The 940-nt window shown below is 49.8% G+C and carries 1 protein-coding gene and 1 pseudogene; both read right to left on the reverse strand.

Annotation, left to right across the window (positions count from 1 at the left end):
* Positions 1-256, reverse strand: a pseudogene (locus LIQ05_RS19325) (site-specific DNA-methyltransferase); the annotation flags it as partial.
* 66 nt (positions 257-322) lie between these two features.
* On the reverse strand, positions 323-940 hold a 618-nt coding region (locus tag LIQ05_RS19330; protein ID WP_226822932.1), incomplete at its 5' end, for a hypothetical protein.

Here is a 940-nt window from a genome sequence, read left to right on the forward strand (position 1 = left end):
CATCAAAATCCGGCAGGGCATTTTCTGCTTTCATGCTGCTGTACTTCTGGTTGGTAGTTCGGTTGCGTTCGTTCTGCTTGGTTCCCCCGGACGCATAGGGCGGATCGGTTATAACTGCATCAAAGATCCCCGGCTGGAATCCTTTGACCAGTTTTAAGGTATCTCCATGCAGGATACGCCAGTTCTCCCCTCCGGCAGACTCATCCGGCACACAGTCCGGTTTTAAAAGATCTTCAAGTTTCAGGGTATTTCCCATAGGCATCATCCTTTCGGTCGCTTATTTTCCAGATTTCTCTGGAAGTGCTTTTCTTTATGGAACTGCTCATCGGCAGGTATCCTCTTTTTTCAGTGTTTCTTTTCTTGGCGTTCTGGGCTGTTCACGGTGGTCCGACAGCTCGGTTTCCACGTATTCGCTGATGATTCCCAGCGCTTCATAGTAATTGCTGCTCTTGTGGACACGATCCGCCATTTCGTTGGCCTGTTCGGACATCCCGGCACGTCTAAGCAGTCTTGCGGCATCCCCAAGGATTGAGAAAATATTTCCGTCATGCCCTAAGAGCTTAAGTTCTGGACGGGACGGCTTTTGTTCCGGCTGCTTTTCCTGCACACCGTTTTCCGGTGCTTTCACCTGTATCTGGAAATCCGAGCCGGCACCAACATAGAAATGTAAGTATAATTCACCACCGTCTACCTTGATCTCCCGCTGTTCCAGACTTTCTCCCCAGCCATCGCTGTACTGCCCTCTCAGATACTGCCCCACCACACGGTATTCCTCTGGTGTCAGATTCTCCCGGAGTGTCAGGTTTGCACAGCCATATAAAACGCCCTCCTGTTCCTTTACCGCCATTGTAATGCGTTCCACTTTTTCCTTAATGTCCTTGTTTTGGTCAAAATAATCGATCAGGTTGCATGGCTGGTTGTCAGGCATACCGAGCCGATT

This window comes from Blautia glucerasea (assembly GCF_020537505.1).
Taxonomy (GTDB): domain Bacteria; phylum Bacillota; class Clostridia; order Lachnospirales; family Lachnospiraceae; genus Blautia_A.